The 16,913-nt window shown below is 56.6% G+C and carries 16 protein-coding genes; 15 read left to right on the top strand and 1 reads right to left on the bottom strand.

Going from position 1 to position 16,913, the window contains the following annotated elements; genetic code table 11:
* Positions 1 to 317 precede the first annotated feature (317 nt).
* Positions 318 to 965, top strand: coding sequence for a DUF2076 domain-containing protein (locus QLH52_RS19040; protein WP_319962600.1), 648 nt, complete (start codon positions 318 to 320; stop codon positions 963 to 965).
* Between the two features lie 313 nt (positions 966 to 1,278).
* On the opposite strand, the gene katG is transcribed toward QLH52_RS19040, so the two are convergent.
* Complete coding sequence (gene katG, locus QLH52_RS19035; protein ID WP_319962599.1) at positions 1,279 to 3,501, bottom strand: catalase/peroxidase HPI; 2,223 nt, start codon at positions 3,499 to 3,501, stop codon at positions 1,279 to 1,281.
* A 284-nt stretch (positions 3,502 to 3,785) separates the two neighbouring features.
* Here katG and QLH52_RS19030 point away from each other — a divergent pair, with 284 nt between their 5' ends.
* The 14 genes from QLH52_RS19030 (at position 3,786) to QLH52_RS18965 (ending at position 16,880) form a co-directional block, all read left to right on the top strand.
* Positions 3,786 to 4,661, top strand: a complete 876-nt coding sequence (locus tag QLH52_RS19030) for a LysR substrate-binding domain-containing protein (RefSeq protein WP_033155321.1) — start codon at positions 3,786 to 3,788, stop codon at positions 4,659 to 4,661.
* A 320-nt stretch (positions 4,662 to 4,981) separates the two neighbouring features.
* The gene (locus QLH52_RS19025) at positions 4,982 to 5,263 is read left to right on the top strand and encodes a hypothetical protein (RefSeq protein ID WP_240348006.1); all 282 of its coding nucleotides are present in this window, start codon (positions 4,982 to 4,984) and stop codon (positions 5,261 to 5,263) included.
* A 37-nt stretch (positions 5,264 to 5,300) separates the two neighbouring features.
* On the top strand, positions 5,301 to 5,492 hold the full coding sequence (gene hemP, locus QLH52_RS19020) for a hemin uptake protein HemP (RefSeq protein WP_033155322.1): 192 nt from the start codon (positions 5,301 to 5,303) through the stop codon (positions 5,490 to 5,492).
* An 82-nt stretch (positions 5,493 to 5,574) separates the two neighbouring features.
* A complete protein-coding gene (locus tag QLH52_RS19015) occupies positions 5,575 to 6,360 on the top strand; it encodes an energy transducer TonB (protein ID WP_319962597.1) in 786 nt (261 codons plus the stop codon).
* A 3-nt stretch (positions 6,361 to 6,363) separates the two neighbouring features.
* Positions 6,364 to 7,104 (top strand): MotA/TolQ/ExbB proton channel family protein, encoded by a 741-nt coding sequence (locus QLH52_RS19010; RefSeq protein WP_319962596.1) that lies wholly within the window; start codon positions 6,364 to 6,366, stop codon positions 7,102 to 7,104.
* The gene (locus tag QLH52_RS19005) at positions 7,104 to 7,535 is read left to right on the top strand and encodes an ExbD/TolR family protein (protein ID WP_319962595.1); all 432 of its coding nucleotides are present in this window, start codon (positions 7,104 to 7,106) and stop codon (positions 7,533 to 7,535) included. The genes QLH52_RS19010 and QLH52_RS19005 overlap by 1 nt, the downstream gene beginning before the upstream one ends.
* A 27-nt stretch (positions 7,536 to 7,562) precedes the next feature.
* Positions 7,563 to 9,779 (top strand): TonB-dependent receptor, encoded by a 2,217-nt coding sequence (locus QLH52_RS19000; protein WP_319962594.1) that lies wholly within the window; start codon positions 7,563 to 7,565, stop codon positions 9,777 to 9,779.
* A gap of 19 nt (positions 9,780 to 9,798) precedes the next feature.
* The gene (locus tag QLH52_RS18995; protein WP_319962593.1) at positions 9,799 to 10,530 is read left to right on the top strand and encodes a PepSY domain-containing protein; all 732 of its coding nucleotides are present in this window, start codon (positions 9,799 to 9,801) and stop codon (positions 10,528 to 10,530) included.
* 4 nt (positions 10,531 to 10,534) lie between these two features.
* Positions 10,535 to 11,650, top strand: a complete 1,116-nt coding sequence (locus QLH52_RS18990; RefSeq protein WP_319962592.1) for an iron-sulfur cluster-binding domain-containing protein — start codon at positions 10,535 to 10,537, stop codon at positions 11,648 to 11,650.
* Between the two features lie 130 nt (positions 11,651 to 11,780).
* The gene (locus QLH52_RS18985) at positions 11,781 to 12,098 is read left to right on the top strand and encodes a hypothetical protein (protein ID WP_319962591.1); all 318 of its coding nucleotides are present in this window, start codon (positions 11,781 to 11,783) and stop codon (positions 12,096 to 12,098) included.
* Positions 12,099 to 12,182: 84 nt separating this feature from the next.
* Complete coding sequence (locus QLH52_RS18980; protein ID WP_319962590.1) at positions 12,183 to 14,618, top strand: TonB-dependent hemoglobin/transferrin/lactoferrin family receptor; 2,436 nt, start codon at positions 12,183 to 12,185, stop codon at positions 14,616 to 14,618.
* Positions 14,619 to 14,632: 14 nt separating this feature from the next.
* Positions 14,633 to 14,878 (top strand): hypothetical protein, encoded by a 246-nt coding sequence (locus QLH52_RS18975; protein ID WP_319962589.1) that lies wholly within the window; start codon positions 14,633 to 14,635, stop codon positions 14,876 to 14,878.
* Positions 14,879 to 15,093: 215 nt separating this feature from the next.
* On the top strand, positions 15,094 to 15,756 hold the full coding sequence (locus tag QLH52_RS18970) for a VPLPA-CTERM sorting domain-containing protein (protein WP_319962588.1): 663 nt from the start codon (positions 15,094 to 15,096) through the stop codon (positions 15,754 to 15,756).
* 122 nt (positions 15,757 to 15,878) lie between these two features.
* Positions 15,879 to 16,880 (top strand): ChuX/HutX family heme-like substrate-binding protein, encoded by a 1,002-nt coding sequence (locus QLH52_RS18965; RefSeq protein WP_319962587.1) that lies wholly within the window; start codon positions 15,879 to 15,881, stop codon positions 16,878 to 16,880.
* The last annotated feature ends 33 nt before the right edge of the window (positions 16,881 to 16,913 follow it).

Here is a 16,913-nt window from a genome sequence, read left to right as displayed (position 1 = left end):
ATGATGCCCTACCCCCGACCATTTCCCGGAAAGTGCGAGAACCCATATTCCGAAATTTGCAATGCCAAAGATAAAGCAGCAATTGCAGCACCAGGCGCCGAAGCATAGTCTATCGCGCCGTTGGAACAGGACCGGCAGTGATTGAATACGTTGCCCTTTGCTGCTAGAAAGAAGCAATTTACGCCATCAACTATTTCACCCGGACTATTGAAACTTCCTAAACCACACCCAACTGTTAAAGAAACTTTGCAGCGATTTTGCAGTCTTTGCCCATGCCGGCGTTTAGCCGGGTTATATCTCACGATAGGAGTTATTGAATGAATTCACAGGAACGCAACCAGCTCAGCCAGTTTCTGAATCAACTGAACGAAGTAAAGCTCGCCCAAAAAGACGCCGAGGCCGAAGCCTTGATTAGAGATGCGGTGGCCAAACAACCCGATGCCGCTTATCTGCTGGTGCAACGCGCCTTGTTGCAGGATCAAGCTTTGACTGCGGCTAAAGCACAAATCGCCGAGTTGCAAAATCAATTGCAAGCCGGTGCAAGCCCACAACGTGGCGGGTTCCTGGGGAACGATCCGTGGGCTCAACCTGCCAACAATAGCGGAGCGGTGCCCGGTGCCGGTAATTATCAAATGCCGCGCGGCGCCGCTCCCGCGCAAGCGCCCGGCTTCTTCGGTGGTGGTGGCGGTAGTTTTTTAGGTAATGTCGCAACCACGGCAGCGGGCGTCGTCGCCGGTTCGTTTTTGTTCCAAGGCATCGAAAGTCTAATGGGTCATCACGGCTCCAGCGCCTGGGGCCAGCAAGCAATGGGCGAACACAGCGGCCTTCAGGAACAGACAGTAGTCAACAACTATTACGGCGACGATGCCATCCAGCAAGCCAACTTGGATAATAGTGACGATTTTTCACTTAGCGACGCAGACTACAGCGTGCCGGACGACAGCAACGATTCCGACTGGATTTGATTCACCTTGAGTTCTCCCTCTTTGGGCAGTCTTTGCACTGCCCTTTTTTTTGACTTTTCTCTGTGAGGGACCCTGGCACCACTGGGCACAAACTGAGGTGTTTGCGGCTTGCCACCAGCCTGGTATTAACCCGACGCAGAAAACCGTTCTCCCCATCGAAGAACACAGCAGCCACGGCTTTGACGGGCTCAGCCCAAACAGCATGCCCGTGACAACTAGGACCGGGTTAATAAGTTGACGATGAAAGGCATTTTTGCGCAAGGCAGCCAACTTGACCCAGTTTCGGCCAAATTGGCTGCCTCGCAAGCCAAGCTTAGCGCTTATCGAATCGATCCAGTTCCATCACTTTGGCCCAGGCATTGGCAAAATCCTGCACGAACTTTTCCTTGCCGTCTGCCGAGGCATAGACTTCCGATACTGCCCTTAACTCGGAGTGGGAACCGAAGATCAAATCCACTGGTGTGGCAGTCCATTTAACTTGATCGCTGGCCCGGTCCCGTCCTTCGTAAATGCCTTCAGTAGCTGACTTGGTCCATTTCGTGGACATATCGAGCAGATTAACGAAGAAATCGTTACTGAGCGTGCCCGGACGACTGGTGAACACCCCGTGTTTGGCATGGCCGGCGTTCGCATCCAAAGCCCGCATGCCGCCCACCAGCACCGTCATTTCCGGCACGCTCAAGGTCAGAAAATTCGCGCGTTCGACCAGCATTTCCGCAGGCGAATGCGCATTATCTTTGCCAAAGTAATTTCGGAAACCGTCAGCTTTGGGCTCCAGCACCGCGACAGAATTGACGTCGGTTTGCTCTTGCGCCGCATCCATCCGCCCCGGTTTGAACGGCACTTGCACCTTATAACCGGCTTTTTTGGCCGCCTCCTCCACCGCTGCCGAACCGCCCAGCACGATCACATCGGCCAGCGACACTTTTTTGCCGCCTTTCAAGGAGCGGTTGAATTCGGTTTGGACGGCTTCCAGTTTTGCCAGCACTTTGCCCAGTTCGGCGGGATCATTGACCTCCCAGTCTTTTTGCGGTGCTAACCGAATCCGCGCACCATTGGCTCCGCCGCGCATGTCGGTGCCACGGAACGTGACTGCCGAGGCCCAGGCCGTTTTCACCAACTCGGGAATCGTCAGATCCGCAGCCAAGATGGCTGATTTCAATTTGCCAACATCCTTGGCGTCAATCAATTTGTGATCAACTTTGGGAATAGGGTCCTGCCAGACGAAGTCTTCGGCCGGTACTTCCGCACCGATATAGCGGGCTTTGGGCCCCATGTCGCGGTGGGTCAGCTTGAACCAGGCCTTGGCGAAGGCCGCCTCGAATTCTTTTGGATTATCCAAAAAGCGTTTGGAAATTTTTTGGTAATCCGGGTCCATCTTCAAAGCAATATCGGTGGTGAACATGATCGGCGGATGACGTTTACTCTGGTCGTGGGCATCCGGTACAAAATTATCGCCCTTGCCGTCTTTAGGTATCCATTGCGTCGCACCGGCCGGGCTTTTGGTTTGTTGCCAATCGAAAGTGTATAGCCAGGTCAGATAGTCGTGGGTCCAGCGCGTAGGGTTGGTCGACCAAGCGCCTTCCAGGCCGCTACTGACGGTATCGACGCCGTTGCCGGCACCGCATTTATTCGCCCAGCCCAAACCTTGTTCTTCAATACCGGCAGCGGCCGGTTCCTTGCCCACGCATTCGTCGGGTTTATGCGCACCGTGCGCCTTGCCGAAGGTATGGCCGCCGGCGATCAGCGCCACGGTTTCCTCGTCGTTCATCGCCATCCGGCCGAAGGCTTCGCGGATATGTTTGGCCGCGGCCAAGGGGTCAGGATTACCGCCAGGGCCTTCCGGGTTGACGTAAATCAAGCCCATTTGCACCGCCGCCAAGGGCTTCGCCAACTCACCTTTACCGTCGTGGCGCTCATCGGCCAGAAATTTCTTTTCCGTGCCCCAATTGACCACTTCAGCTTCCCAATCATCGGCGCGGCCACCGGCAAACCCCAGAGTTTTGAAGCCCATATCTTCCAAGGCCACATTACCTGCCAGCACCATCAGGTCAGCCCAGGATAGTTTGGCGCCGTACTTTTGTTTGACCGGCCACAATAGGCGGCGGGCTTTGTCCAGATTGACGTTGTCCGGCCAGCTGTTGAGCGGCTCAAAGCGTTGTTGACCGCCGGACGCACCGCCGCGACCGTCGAAGATGCGATATACGCCGGCACTATGCCAGGCCATGCGAATGAAAAACGGCCCGTAGTTACCATAATCAGCCGGCCACCAAGGTTGGGAGGTGTGCAGCACGCCGGCGATGTCTGCTTTCACGGTTTTCAAGTCCAGGGTTTTGAATTGCTCGGCATAATTGAAGGCTTTGCCCAAGGGGTTGGATTCGGCGGCGTTCTGGCGCAACGGTTGCAGATTCAGTTGCTCCGGCCACCAGAAGCTGTTCATGGTCGGTTCCGGCTCGGCCTGCACCGGTGTGGCGGTCAATGCCGCTGATATGGCTAGTGCCAATGTGGAAGCCAGGAAAATTTGCTTGCTTGTCATGGTGCACCTCTGTTCCTTGTTGTGATTTAAGATAAAAACCAGCCGTTGTTTTTTTCGTTTTAAAGACCGCACGGGATTAACTGTAGCGGCATTTAGTTGTAACGGCACCCTATCCCTTCAGAAAACGGGTTCGGTAGACATATTCAACGGGAGATTGGCCGCAAACTGAAATTGATTTCTTCGATGGACCGATAGGCCAAGTCAATAATAGGCGCTTCCGAGCTGGTATGATTCCGGTCCGGGTGCGCTTTCGGAATACTTAACTCAACAGCGGATAACAGTCGATGAACTTGCGGGATTTAAGCTACCTAGTGGCCGTAGCGGAATTGAAAAACTTCAGCCAAGCGGCTGAGCATTGTTCGATTAGCCAGCCGACGTTGAGCACGCAGATTAAGAAACTTGAGGATTATTTAGGCGTGGATTTATTCCTGCGCGAAAAAAATGCGGTAGAAACCACCGACACTTGCCGGGAAATTTTACCGCTCGCCCGCCGTATACTTGACGATGCCCGCTCCATTCGCCAAATCGCCGCCCACGCCAGTGATCGACACCGCAACATGTTGTCGTTGGGGGCTTTTCCTTCACTAGCAAGCTACGTATTGCCGGAATACGTATTTCGCATCAAGCAGCATTACCCCGAGCTGAAACTCCAACTGGTCGAGGAAAAAACCAACGCTCTTGTAGCCTTACTGCTCGACAAAAAGCTGGATGCTGCCTTGCTGGCCTTGCCTGTCGAACAGGCGAACCTGGAATCGCGAACCCTATTCGAAGACCCTTTCACCCTGGCGGTGTGCGCCGACCATCCACTTGCCGAGCAGGCGGAAATTGACCTGAACACGGTGGCCAAAGAAAATCTGCTGTTGCTGGACGAGGGCCATTGTTTGCGGGATCAGGCGCTAAAATTATGCCATCCGTCGCGCTTCGTGGAGCACGACTTCCGGGCATCCAGCCTGGAAACCTTGCGTTTCATGGTCAAAAACGGCGTCGGCGTGACGCTGATGCCTTCGGTCGCCGTGCAGCCGGACGATCATGACATTCGTTATATCACCATACGCCAGCGGCCCAGCCGGCAAATCGCGCTGGTCTGGATCAAAAATCATCCCCGCAGCGAACTCCTGGAAACGCTGGCCGGACTGCTGGCTTATAAACCGCTGCCCTAAAACTAAAAAAAGCCGAAGCCGCGCTATAAGCCTGACCAAGGGTGGCGACTTCCGCTGCGATTTGCAGCCATATTCTCAAATCATTTACCACAAACAAAACACCTCTATCGTCTTCCCCACCCCGTTGGCCCTGCCAATTGCTTCCCGACAAATTCCCAAACCACCCACAGCAAAATACTTTTTCTTGACATATAGATGATAATCATTATCATTTGTATCCGACAGTCATCTCTCGTGCTGTCATTGCCGCACCTGCACAGCCTCCTAAGTTATCCAGTGTGCGGCAATTTAACTTATAACTTATGCAACCCGAGGTCATCATGTTTGAAGACAAATCTATCGGCGCGCCGAGAAGCCGCGATGTGGCGCAAATTCATGCCGCGACCTGCGTGTTAATGACCCAATTCATCAACGGCCATCACAACCCCAAGTTGGCACATCTCATCGTGCAGCAATTGGGGCGCCTGCTAAGCCACCCGGAACTGGCACATAGCGCCTCCAGCCGCGATATGTACCTGCAATTGCTGGAACACTGGCAAACCGTTACCAACCTGTTATTAGAGCGAAAAGCGGCTCGCCAGCAACCGGCAACAGCGCATTGAGCGGGTTTGGCATTTATTCGTCACCATTTTTAGTCCCATGAAAAATCCGTCTAACCCAGTGCGACTTAGCCCGTCAACCGCCGACACGCCGCCGGAAATACCGCAAGCCAGGCAGCGGGTGAATAGCCGTTTATTGTTCGGCACCCAAAACGAAATTGTCATCGAACATCAAGGCGACGAGTACCGCCTGCGTATTACCAGCAACGGTAAATTAATTTTGACCAAGTAAACCGTAACACCCGACAACACCAGCCAGCCAACCCCAGGGTAGCCAGCCAATCGTTTTCAGCTCAGTTAATCGAGAGGCCTGTATGTTACCGACCGCCAGTTTCCGCCAGCTTGCCTGTCTGGCCCCCATGCGCCTCGTAGCCAGCGAAGAGCCGTATAAATCGATAGCCACAATCCAAAAAGCCGAATATAACGAACGTGGCCTGGGCTTGCTCATCGCGCTCGGCTTGCATTTGGCCTGGTTCGGCCTGATGCCGAACAGCGAGAAACCGCAGCCCGTCACGCCGCCGCAACCTATCATGGTGCAGTGGATCGGCGACGCGCAAACTCAGCAGGCACCCGCCAAACCGCCGGTGCAGCAAGCCCAGCAACCGGTTGAAAAAGCCGTCAGCAAACCCAAAACGCCGCCCAAACCGGTTAAAAAACCGAATCTCGTATCGACCGCCAGCCAAGCGCCGGCGGCAATGGCGGCGCCCGAACCGACGCCGGAACCACCGCGCGCCGAACCTACACCAACGGCCGCTGCGGCGGCGCCTGCTCCGGCACCCAGTTCTACCAGTACCAGCGAAGCGTCGTCGGCGCCGATGACCTTGCCCAACCTGAACGCCGATTATTTGAACAACCCGGCCCCGGCCTATCCCAGCGCATCGCGGCAACTCGGCGAACAAGGCAAGGTATTGCTGCGGGTACTGGTCAATACCGACGGTGCGGTCGAACAAGTCACGCTACGTAAATCCAGCGGCTACGAACGCCTCGACCAAGCCGCCCAGGAAACCGTCCAAAAATGGCGTTTCGTCCCCGCCCGCCGCGGCGAACAGGTGGTTTCCGCCTGGGTCGTGGTTCCCGTTTCATTCTCTCTCGAAGGATAAATCATGGCACTCAATCAAAGTCTCGACCATTTCCTGGCGCAAACCGACAGTGTCGGCGCCTTCCTGTTTAGCTTACTGCTGATTATGTCGGTAGCCAGCTGGTATTTCATCGTCGTCAAAGCTTGGCACGCCATCCAGGTCCGCCGTCGCGCCGAGCTGTTTTTACAAAAATTTTGGGCCAGCGATACGCTGAGCGAGGTAGCCGGACACCTACCCGATGGCTCCCAAACCGACCCTTTCTCGAATCTGACCCGCCACGCCTTAGCCGCCTCGCAACATCATGCCCGCCACGGTAGCCATGGTCTGCAACAGGCCGGCTCGACTGCCGAGTTTCTGACCCGCTCGATGCGCAGGGTCATCGACGAGGAAACCGCGCAACTGGAGTGGGGCTTGACCGCGCTGGCTTCCATCGCCAGCACCGCGCCCTTTATCGGCTTGTTCGGCACGGTCTGGGGGGTTTACCACGCCCTGGTCAATATTGGTCAAGGCGGATTGGGCGGTTTGGATCAAATCGCCGGACCGGTCGGCGAAGCGTTGATCATGACCGGCTTAGGTCTCGCTGTCGCAATTCCGGCGGTACTAGCCTATAACGATTGCGTGCGCAGCAACCGCTTGTTGTTAGCCCGCTTGGACGGCTTCGCCCACGATTTGTTTGCGTTCCTGACCACCGGCGCCACCATCGCCAGCGCGCCAGCCGCCGCAATCGCCGGCGTCGAACTTGCCTACGCCAACGGAGAACACTAATGGCATTCGGCGGCTTCGATCAAAACAAGGCCGGTGGCCACACCGTCGCCGAAATCAACATGATTCCGTTAATCGACGTCATGCTGGTGCTGTTGGTCATTTTTATGATCACCGCCCCGCTGATGACGCATGCGGTGAAAATCGACCTACCCAAGGCCAGCAGCGTACCGCAACCACCCAGCGACGATCCGGTGGCGCTGTCGGTGGATGGCGAAGGTAAATTGTTCTGGAACCGGGAGCAAATCGACCGCGCGGTCTTGAATCAAAGGCTGGCGGACATCGCCCAAGCGCCGCAGCAGCCGGAACTGCATATCCGCGCCGATCAAAACGTGCCGTACCACTTCGTCGCCGAAACGCTGGCGGATGCGGCCAAGGCCGGGGTCAGTAAAATCGGTTTCGTCTCGGAGCCGGAAGCCGGCGCCAAGCACTAGTCCTTACCTACATATTCAACAAATGTTATGACACGACCCTACTCATCCCTGTATTGGCCCAGCTGCGCACTATTACCGATCGGCATCGTTTTGGCCGCACCGGCCGGCGCCGAAACCCTGGCGCCCGGCAAGGCCGAAGTCGAGCTTCGCGAGGCGGAATTGGAAGACGACAAGGAACAAGTGCTGGCCGAGACCAAAGTCAAATCGACCGCCGTCCCACAAAATCCGCGCCTGGCCGATCCTGTACCGAAAACTGGCGTCAGCCGCGACGAATTCGCCAATCGCAATAACCGCCGTACCGGCGAAATCGTCAAACGCATGAGCGGTAGCGTGGTCGACGATCCCGGCGAAAGCAAGGACATCAAATTGCGCGGTCTGGATAAGGAATACACCCGGGTGCAAGTCGACGGCGTGCAATTACCCAACGGCGGCGAAAAGCGCGAATTTCAAGTTAACCAGCTGCCATCGTTCATGGTCGGCCAGGTCAACGTACTGCGTAACTCCAGCGCCGAATACGAAAACGACGGCATCGCCGGCCGGGTGGAGATCAAAACCAGGGAAATACCCACCGAACCGAAACTGGAAGCCCGCTTCGGTTACGGCGGCCGTAACAATATGGACGGCGATCTGCTGCACGGCCAGTTCGGCTTCGGCTACAAGCCGGTGGACTGGTTCGGCGGCATGGGCGCCTTCGACCACCTGGACAATCTGATCGACCGCACCCGCGACAAGCGGTTTTCCACTCGCAAGCGCGAACTGGAACACGAAACCGAACGCAGCCATTCCGACAACGTGTTCTCTGATTTGGCCCTGTTTTACGACGGCGGCGAATTTCATGCCAAACCAATGCTGCTGAATCTGGACAAACTCAAAGTCAAAACCAAATTGACCACCGAACCGGCCAAAGCCGGCTCCGGGGAAACCGAAACCGAAGACGCAGTGGTCAGTACCTCTGGCGCTACCTTCACCCACCGCCACAATTTTAGTGGCGGCCCGGTATGGGAGTCCTTGTTCGCTTACCACTCGTCCACCGAAGATAAAGACAAAAACAAGGTCGCCACCAAGGAATCGGCAGTCGGCAGCGGCCGCTTCAATCTCGACAAAACCACACTGGAGCGAGAAAACAAGGAAGACGAAACCTGGACGCTGAACAGCGCCTTGCGAGTCCCGTTCACGCTGGGCCTGCGTCAGGAACTCAAGTTCGGCGGCGCGGTGCGGGAGCGGGTGCGCTTCCGCGATAAAAACGCCCGTGAAATCAGTAAAACCGGCGTGGTCCGCAGCACTACCACGGCAAAAGACAACTACTACATGACCGAAAACTATTACGCCGGATTCGTGCAGGACAATGTTTGGTTGAACGAAGCCTTCAGCGTGATGCCGGGTGTGCGCGCGGAACACGTCGATCTGCAATCCAGAACCGGCGACGGCAGCCAAGCCGACAAGACAGTCACCGATTTGAACCCGTCGTTTCATGCCCTGTACCGGGTACGCGACGACTTGAGCCTCAGGTTTGCGTTTTCCAAATCGGTCAACCGGCCGAAGTTCGACGAACTGTCGCCCTTCGCCGTCGATAACGGTACCACAATCGTCATAGGCAGTCCGCAGTTGGACCCGGCCAGAGCCTTGAATTACGACCTTGGCGGCGAATACGCCAGCGGCAATCTGTTTTTGGCCTTGAACCTGTTTCATAAAGCCATCACCGACATCATCGAAGAAGTCGATACGGGTGTGGACCAGGGCGGCAAAGACGTCTATCAGGTCCAAAACGTCGGCGACGGCTGGACCCACGGCATCGAACTGGAACAGCGCCTGAGCCTGGCCGGCCTCGGCATCCCGGCCCTGCAAGGCGCACAACTATGGGCCAACCAGACCTTGCTGGATTCCAAGGTACGCGATTTCGCAGGCAACAACCGCCGCTTCAAACAACAACCCAGTTTCACCGCCAATGTCGGCATCGACTTTTCTTACGCGCCGACCGGCACCATCGTTACCGCCGCACTGAACTATCTGGCCGACCGTCCGGAATATAAAGCCAACGGCGACGTGACGATGATCGAGTCGTCGCTGACCTTGGATTTATCGGCTCGCCAACAGCTATATAAGGGTTTGTCGCTGTTCGGCGAAGTCGATAACGTCACCAACCGCGAACGGGTGGACGTCGAAAATCTGGCCAACGGCACCAACACTCGTAAAGTGGAAAACTACGGCCGCACCTTCATGGCCGGCTTGACGCTGCAGTTTTGAACGTGACCGGGAGCAAACCATGAAAAAAATAGATTGGCGCCACTGGCACGCATGGCTAAGTGTTCTGTTAAGCATCCCCGCATTTTTGGTGGGCATGACCGCAATTCTGATTGCACACAACAAAACCCTGGGCTTGAACGGCGTCTCGGTCGATGTCGGCTGGCTGCCGGGTTTGACGCCGAACGCGCAAGCGGCCCCGGATATCAGAAGCACACTGTCGTTGGCCGACGGCCGTCGATTTATCGGCGGCAAAGCTGGGCTATTTGTATTGGAAAACAATAAGCTAACAGCCGTATCCGAGTTGGCGGGTTATGAAATCCGCAGCTTGGCTGCTAATCCAAATAACGTTGCCGCGGCCGGAAATCGCGGTGTCTGGCTAAACAGCGGGGGCAATTGGCGGCAAATTTACCGCCAAGCCGCACATAGCGTACAAATAGGCGACGATGGAATAATTCGAATCGCCACACAAAATAGCGGCCTGTTATTCAGCGATAACAGCGGCGCCAATTGGCGGCCCGACGCCGCGACTTTGAAGGCGTTCGAGCAATTGCCGGCCGAGGCTTTGCGCGAGGATTACAGTGTGGGTAAGCTGATTCTGGACGTACATACCGGTAAAGCCTTTCTCGGCAAACATTGGGAATGGTTATGGATAGACCTATTGGGTGGCCTGCTGGTGTTTTTATGCTTGAGCGGCGTCTATTTGTGGTGGCGCGGCCAACAACGCAAAGCCGCATTGCTGGGAAAGGGCTGACAAGATGTTTTTGTCAATCTTGGCCGGCATAGTGGTTTTTGGGCTGGGCACGTTGGCGCTCTGGCTTTGCGACGGCCTGCGCCTGGCTTGGCATTGCCGGATCACCCGCAATAGAGCGAGCAGCACCACCCCGCTGCAGGTCGTGATCGAGAGCCGCGAAGATTACACCGCCGATTTATTCGGCTTGGTACTGCGACCTCTCGGCGGCGGTCAACTCCCGGCATTTCAGGCCGGCCAGTACCTGACCGTCAATCTGCCGCGAGCCGGGCTGCCACCGTCACGCCGCTGCTACTCGCTGGCGGCCTGGCAAACGCAGCCTCGGCACTATCAGCTCGGCATTCGCCGCGTGGCCGGCGGCGGCGTATCGGAACATCTGTACCAATTCGCCCAACCCGGCACCCGTTTGGAAATCCTGCCGCCGCGCGGCGGGTTTACGCTGCAAACTTCCGGCGGCGTCAAAGTGTTGATTGGCGGCGGCATCGGCGTCACGCCGTTGCGGGCCATGCTGCACACTTTGTTAAACGATCGCGACAACCCTGGAAGCACCGTGTATCTGTTCCATGCGGTGCGGCATGCCGAAGAGCTGTGCTATCACGCCGAATTTATCGGCTTTCAAAATCGCCATTCCCGGTTTCGCTATCGGCCTATTGTCTCCCGGCCCAACGCATCTTGGCCGGGAGAAACCGGCCGGCTGAACGGTAAACGCATTGTCGATGCATTGGACGCTGTGGCAAACGCTGAATTTTATTTGTGCGCCAACATCGAAATGACCGCGATGTTACGGGCCGATTTAACCGATTTGGGCATCCCCCCCGACCGCATTTTCAGCGAAGGGTTCGGCGGCTTGGTGCCATCGACGGATGATGCGGTTTACCAGATCAACATCGTCGGCAAAACCGCGTTCGATTTCCAAGGCCGGCCGACATTAATGCATGGCCTGGAGAGTGCCGGCATTGCTATCGATAGCGATTGTCGAGCGGGGCATTGCGGCGCTTGCCGGGTGATAGCGGATAGCGGTGACTATCGCTGGTTGCTGCCTCCGTCGATGGCGCTCGGCGAGCGGGAAATTTTAGCCTGCTGTACGCTTCCGCTCAGCGACATGACCTTGAGCAGGGTTTGAACGGTAGCGGCAAATGCCATACCCGGCTCGGCGTAATCCGGACAAAAAATTAAATTACTGATAGACCGCCACCCAGCCTCCCGCCAGGTAGCCATGACTTAACCGACATCGCTAACCCAACGGAGCAAGCATGCCCCAACCGAATTTACGCCGCCGCTCCAATCCGGCGGCTACCCGAGCATTGATGGCGATAATGCCGCTGGCCGTTGCGCTGATCTGCCTTAGCGCCTGCCGCAGCAAAGGATACCGACAAGGATTCGTCGGCCGACAAGGACGTCACCCTTTCCACCGTCGCAGTAAAAAACAAAGCGCACGCTGCGACCTTGGCTTTGTGGCGACTGCCAACAACAAAGGTGCGCAATTGGAAGCGCGACAAACGTATCAGACCACTTTTTTTAAGCCATTACCCAAAATACAAATCTCAGCGACCGGCGCTTACTCGGTATAGAAACACCAGCTAACAACTGATAGCAATAACCCGCCAGCCCCCCTAGCCATCGCGCCAGGCAGCCAGCAGTAACTACTGTATGCCATGGCAATTAAACCGACTGATTTAGTACCCACTCTGCACAGCCGCCCCAAGGCGACCTGCTTCGGAATTTCAGGTGACTGCCGGCGCGCCCTGCTTGGCGCGCTGCTGTGTGTGCTGGCCGGCACGGCCTTGGCTGCCGAACCCGAGGAGCTTGAAATGCCCGAGGACCTGGAACTTGAAACCGTCACGGTCAAAGCTCAAGCCGACAAACCGGCCGCCGCACCGCCCGGCACTCAATCGACGATAGACGACAAAACCCTAGAGCAACGCATGGTGCGCAACATCAAGGATTTGACCCGCTACGAACCCGGTGTCAATGTCGGTAACGACCCGCAGCGCTTCGGTGCCGGCGGCTTTACCATACGCGGTCTGGGCGGCAATCGGGTGTTGATGCAGATCGACGGCGTGCGCCTGCCGGAAGCCTTCCGCATCGGCTCGTTTGCCAGCGCCAACCGCAATGCGGTGGACATGGACGCCTTAAAAGCCGTGGAAATCGTCCGTGGTTCGGGGTCGGCCTATTACGGCGGCGATGCGATGGGCGGTACCGTCAACTTCGTCACCAAGGACCCGCGCGATTACTTGAACGTATTCGGCAAGGATTACTACACCGGCCTGAAACTGAACTACAACACTACCGACAACGGCTTCGTGCAAACCGCAACCTTGGCGGGTGCCTGGGGCGGCTGGGAAAGCATGGCGCTATTCACCCACAATCAAAGCAACGAAACCGATAACAAGGGCACGGCGGATTTTGCCGACGGCCGCCGCACCACGCCCAGTCCGCAAGAAAACGGCAGCTACAATCTGCTGGCCAAACTGCTGTATCGCTTTAACGACGACAACGTGTTGCGTCTGACCGGCGAATGGCTGGACAGTCGAGCCGATATTGACGCCCTATACCTGCGCGGTGCCGACATCAGCCTGCGCAACGTCAACAGCATGCTCACCACCGATACCCAATCGCGCTGGCGGCTGACGCTGGACCACACCCTAAAGCATCTGGATACGCCGCTGTTCGACGCAGTGCTCTGGAAGTTTTACACGCAAAAATCCGCTACCGGGCAAGTCACTTTGCAAGATCGCACCACCAACGTGGACGGCAACACACTCACCGAGCGGATTTTCGATTTTGCCAACGACGACTTCGGCGGCGAACTGCAACTGGGAAAGGACTTTGTTTTAGGCGAGACGGCGCATGCGCTGAAATACGGCGGCCAGATCAGTAAAAACAGCATAGCCCAACAACGCGACGGCAGCTACACCTGCGTCAGCGGTTCCGTCAATCCGCGCACCGGACGGCCCAATAACATTTGTCCCAAAGGCCGGATCAACAAGACCGTGACGCCGGATGAGTTTCCGGTCCGCGACTTCCCGCTCTCCACCGTCACCAAGGCCGGCGCTTACCTTGAGGATAGTATTGGCCTGTTTGATAAACGCATCGAGCTGATCCCCGGCGGCCGTTGGGAATATTTCCGCTTATTGCCCAAGCCTGATTATTTGTTCGATAAAGCCTCCGCGGCAGCGGTTGCGGAAGGCGCCAATCCGGTAATACCCATCATCATCGACGCCAACGCCTTTTTACCCAGATTTGGCGCCTTACTGCACCTCAACGAGATATTCACGGTGCACGGCCAGTATGCGCATGGCTTTCGCGGCCCCAACTTCAGCGAGAGCAATCTCGGTTTTACCAATATCACCGGCGGATACACCAACCTGCCCAATTACAACATTCAGCCGGAAACCAGCGTTGGCGCGGAAGTGGGTTTGCGCGGCCAGGGCGCCGCCGGGAGTTTCGACATAAGCCTGTTTCGTAACGATTACGACCACTTCATCTATAACGCGGTGATTTGCAACCCGGCGACCGCCGCCTGTCCGCCGTTGGGTTTTACCACCTATCAAAACATCAATAGCCCTGACCCGATCCGTATTCAGGGTATCGAAATCAAAAGCCGGTTTTATCTGGACTGGCTAAATCCCTATTTACAGGGCGCCAGCCTGCTGTTCAGCGGTGCCTTTACTGAAGGCATGAATCTAAAAACCCAACGCAATGACGACGACGCCCTAAGACAAATCAGCCCGATGAAAGCCGTCGTCGGCCTGCGCTACGACCAAGCCAGCGGCGACTGGGGCACGGAATTAAACCTGACCTTGGTCGGCGCCAAACAAGCCAATACCGCCCCGGCTGACGCCCTATTTCTGCCCAGCGGTTACGGCGTCATCGATTTCAATGCCTACTACAACGCCGGCAAGCATCTCTCGTTCAATGTCGGGGTATTCAACCTGCTGGATAAGAAATATATCGACTGGGAAGACATCAACACCCGCGCTGGCGATCCGCATACCACGCTGGGCAATTTCGCCGACGCCCGCTACTGGGCCGACCGCTATTCGCGGCCCGGACGCAATCTCGGCGTCACGGTAAAACTGGCTTTTTGACGGAGAACAATCTGATGACCAAGGGCTACAGGGCCAAGAAAGAGGCCCGGAAAAAACTTGAAACGCTGTTCGACGAATTGCTGGAACACGAGGGCTTCGGCGAATTGCGGATGGAAATGCGCTTGTTAAAACGCGGGCAAAAGGAAGTGATCATCCATTGCGGCAAACAGTACCGCTACGTGCTGGACTTTCAGGTGCAAGGCACGCTGAACGGCAATCGCGATGGCAACGCACTTCCGGAATGCCGCGAGCCGCACTGAGTTTTAAATCTCCGCCACCGCAAAGGCCAAAGGCCTGCGCGGATAGCCGGCATGGGGCCGAAGCGGCGGACGCTATTTTAGACCAAAGCAACGGATCGTCTTCGCGGTGAAGAGATGCGTCAATTTATTTACATAGGAAACCAACCAAGAAAACTGCACAAAAACTGACTTTAATCGCCGGCCTGTTAGCCGTTTCCGGCAGCGCTTCGGCTGACTTGACCAATGGTCCCGACCCTTACGCAGCCGGCTATGGCTTCGACACCCCAAGCGAAGCCAGTTGGGGCAACTGGAACCGGGGCGATGCCGGTACGCTGTATGCGGAATGGGACAGCTTCGTGGATAACTCTTATCCGGGCATCCGTACCGCAGCCCCGGATGTGGGCAGCGCCGGCACCACCGACGCCAATATCGGCTGGAACGCCGGCACATTCGCGGCCGGATCGGGAAATTTGTACAGCTTCAGCGTCGTCGAGAATTTCACGGCCTCACTGAGCGGTGCTACCGACAACCAACCCTTAAGAGCAGCTTTGCAATTCGAAACCTGGGGCGTGCAAATGGACTACACCAGCCTGTTACTGAATGGCGTAGCGCCTACCTTTACGACGCAAACTTTCTACGATGGCAACTACGAAAGCTCATTCGGCCCGGTCGAGCTGGTGCAATACCTGGCTTATTGGGATTTATCCGGACCGGCTAGCAATTATTTGTTCTCGTTTGGCAGCGCCGAACATAGCTTGAGTTTGGGTCAAGTAGCTATCGACATCGGTCCCGCCGCCACTCCCGTAACCAGCGTGCCGCTGCCCGCGGCGGTATGGCTGTTCGGCGCCGGCTTCATGGGCTTGCTGGGTTTAAATCGTAAAAAAGGCCTGGCGGCATAAGCGCCGGCCTTTAACCGCTTTGCAGCCCGGCCGCGTGGCCCGGCTGCAAAGTCCCTTACCTGCGCTTCCCTGGAGATTCGCAGCACATTCACTTAACGGAGCTCAGCGTAATGGCAAAATCCATGACTAAACATCCCGTATCGATTGCGGACACTTTGAAACAAGCGTGGCAAGACCTGCTCGCCGATCACCCGCATATGCGGATTCGCGATGCGGCAGCCACTTTGGGCGTCAGCGAAGCCGAACTACTGGCAACCGACTGCGGCAACCGCGTCACCCGATTGCGGGAACACTGGCCCGCGCTGCTGAGCGCGGTCGGCAAGCTGGGGCCGGTGATGGCCTTAACCCGCAACGCTTTCGCGGTACATGAAAGCACCGGGCTCTACGAGGATATACGCCCTTGCGGCGACGCCATTCTGATAGCCGGACACCATATCGCCTTTTGCCTATTGGTCGGTATTTGGCATTCGGGTTTCGCCGTGACCGAAGAATCGCATCGCGGCCCGCGCCACAGCCTGCAATTTTTCGACACAGGCGGCGAGGCCGTGCACAAAATCTATTTGACCGAACATGCCGATGCCGGCCTGTACCGGCGCTTGGTCGACATCTTTCGGGCCGACGATCAGTCGCCCAATCCGGTATTGCCCGCGCATGGCCCTAATTCGCCGCTTGGCGACCTTAAACAATGCGCGAAGTTGCCGGAATCCTGGCGACGCCTGCTACTGGCCGACACTTCCGAGGCTGCCGTCACCGGCCGGATCGGCATGCCGGCGCTACGCGCGCTCATGCAGCAACTGGCGGAACTGATGTTGCCGATACAAGTGCTGGTCGGCAATCCCGGCGCCATGCAACTGCACGACGGCCCTATTCAAAACCTGAAGATTACCGGACCCTGGTTCAATATCCTGGATCAGCGTTTTAATCTGCACCTTAACGAAATGGCCGTGGCCGGCGCGGACATCGTCCAACTTAGATACCGGCAACACGCTTTAACCGGCCTGCTGGTGCGCGGCCAAAACCAGCAGAGCATCTTGACCATTGCCGGCCAATTCGACGAAGCCGCCGGCGAAAGTGCTTTGTGGCGCGACTTGCTATTAGCCCTACCGGTTATAGGGCGTGTTTAGCGTAAAGACGCAAAATTTTGCGTCTTTACCTAG

This window comes from Methylomonas defluvii (genome assembly GCF_033949435.1).
Taxonomy (GTDB): Bacteria; Pseudomonadota; Gammaproteobacteria; order Methylococcales; family Methylomonadaceae; genus Methylomonas; species Methylomonas defluvii.
Note: the sequence above shows the minus strand (reverse complement) of the source record. Positions and strands in the feature narration are given on the sequence as shown.

What these genes read in the sequence shown, in the direction of transcription:
- hemP (WP_033155322.1), top strand. Translation starts at nt 5,301, where the DNA reads ATGAAAAATCCGTCTAACCCAGTGCGACTTAGCCCGTCAACCGCCGAC.
- QLH52_RS19040 (WP_319962600.1), top strand. Translation starts at nt 318, where the DNA reads ATGAATTCACAGGAACGCAACCAGCTCAGCCAGTTTCTGAATCAACTG.
- QLH52_RS18965 (WP_319962587.1), top strand. Translation starts at nt 15,879, where the DNA reads ATGACTAAACATCCCGTATCGATTGCGGACACTTTGAAACAAGCGTGG.
- QLH52_RS18990 (WP_319962592.1), top strand. Translation starts at nt 10,535, where the DNA reads ATGTTTTTGTCAATCTTGGCCGGCATAGTGGTTTTTGGGCTGGGCACG.
- QLH52_RS18985 (WP_319962591.1), top strand. Translation starts at nt 11,781, where the DNA reads ATGCCCCAACCGAATTTACGCCGCCGCTCCAATCCGGCGGCTACCCGA.
- QLH52_RS19005 (WP_319962595.1), top strand. Translation starts at nt 7,104, where the DNA reads ATGGCATTCGGCGGCTTCGATCAAAACAAGGCCGGTGGCCACACCGTC.
- QLH52_RS18975 (WP_319962589.1), top strand. Translation starts at nt 14,633, where the DNA reads ATGACCAAGGGCTACAGGGCCAAGAAAGAGGCCCGGAAAAAACTTGAA.
- katG (WP_319962599.1), bottom strand. Translation starts at nt 3,501, where the DNA reads ATGACAAGCAAGCAAATTTTCCTGGCTTCCACATTGGCACTAGCCATA.
- QLH52_RS19000 (WP_319962594.1), top strand. Translation starts at nt 7,563, where the DNA reads ATGACACGACCCTACTCATCCCTGTATTGGCCCAGCTGCGCACTATTA.
- QLH52_RS19025 (WP_240348006.1), top strand. Translation starts at nt 4,982, where the DNA reads ATGTTTGAAGACAAATCTATCGGCGCGCCGAGAAGCCGCGATGTGGCG.
- QLH52_RS19010 (WP_319962596.1), top strand. Translation starts at nt 6,364, where the DNA reads ATGGCACTCAATCAAAGTCTCGACCATTTCCTGGCGCAAACCGACAGT.
- QLH52_RS19030 (WP_033155321.1), top strand. Translation starts at nt 3,786, where the DNA reads ATGAACTTGCGGGATTTAAGCTACCTAGTGGCCGTAGCGGAATTGAAA.
- QLH52_RS18980 (WP_319962590.1), top strand. Translation starts at nt 12,183, where the DNA reads ATGGCAATTAAACCGACTGATTTAGTACCCACTCTGCACAGCCGCCCC.
- QLH52_RS18995 (WP_319962593.1), top strand. Translation starts at nt 9,799, where the DNA reads ATGAAAAAAATAGATTGGCGCCACTGGCACGCATGGCTAAGTGTTCTG.
- QLH52_RS19015 (WP_319962597.1), top strand. Translation starts at nt 5,575, where the DNA reads ATGTTACCGACCGCCAGTTTCCGCCAGCTTGCCTGTCTGGCCCCCATG.